The sequence below is a fragment of the Arenibacter arenosicollis genome (genome assembly GCF_014397245.1).
GTDB lineage: Bacteria > Bacteroidota > Bacteroidia > Flavobacteriales > Flavobacteriaceae > Arenibacter > Arenibacter arenosicollis.
This window is the reverse complement of record NZ_JACLHY010000072.1, coordinates 1-582: the sequence shown is the minus strand read 5'-3', so window position 1 is coordinate 582 and position 582 is coordinate 1. Positions and strand designations below refer to the sequence as shown.

General features: G+C 47.9%; 1 protein-coding gene. It reads left to right on the top strand.

Going from position 1 to position 582, the window contains the following annotated elements:
- Positions 1-582: DUF1553 domain-containing protein (locus H4O18_RS21900; RefSeq protein ID WP_187588651.1), on the top strand; the 582-nt coding region annotated here is incomplete at both ends.

Genomic DNA, 582 nt, shown 5'->3' with positions numbered 1-582 from the left:
GCCCTCCCATCCACAATTGTTGGATTGGTTGGCAAAGGATTTTATGGAGCACGATTGGGACATTAAATATCTGTTGAAGAAGATAATGCTCTCTGCCACCTACCAGCAAAGTTCCATAGCCACGGAGAAGTCCAAAAAGGCGGACCCCGACAACAAGTGGCTTTCCAGGGCCCCAAGATTTAGGATGAGCGGGGAGATCATCCGGGATTATGTTCTGGCCACAAGCGGGCTGTTGAACAAGGAAATTGGTGGACCCAGTGTTAAACCTTATCAGCCTCCAGGACTTTGGGAAGAGACCAACGCTGGTGGTAATAGGGGAGTTCTTACCACTTATCTGGCTGATGAAGGCGATAAACTGTATAGGCGATCTTTGTATACCTTGTGGAAAAGGACTCTACCACCACCCAGTATGTCGATTTTTGATGCGCCCAATAGGGATATTTGCGAAGTAAGGCGACAGAAGACCAATACCCCCTTACAGGCACTGGCACTTCAAAATGATGTTCAAATGTTGGAGGCTGCACGGGTATTGGCGGAAAATACCATTGCAGAAACCAAAGATTCGCAACAATGGGTTACCGC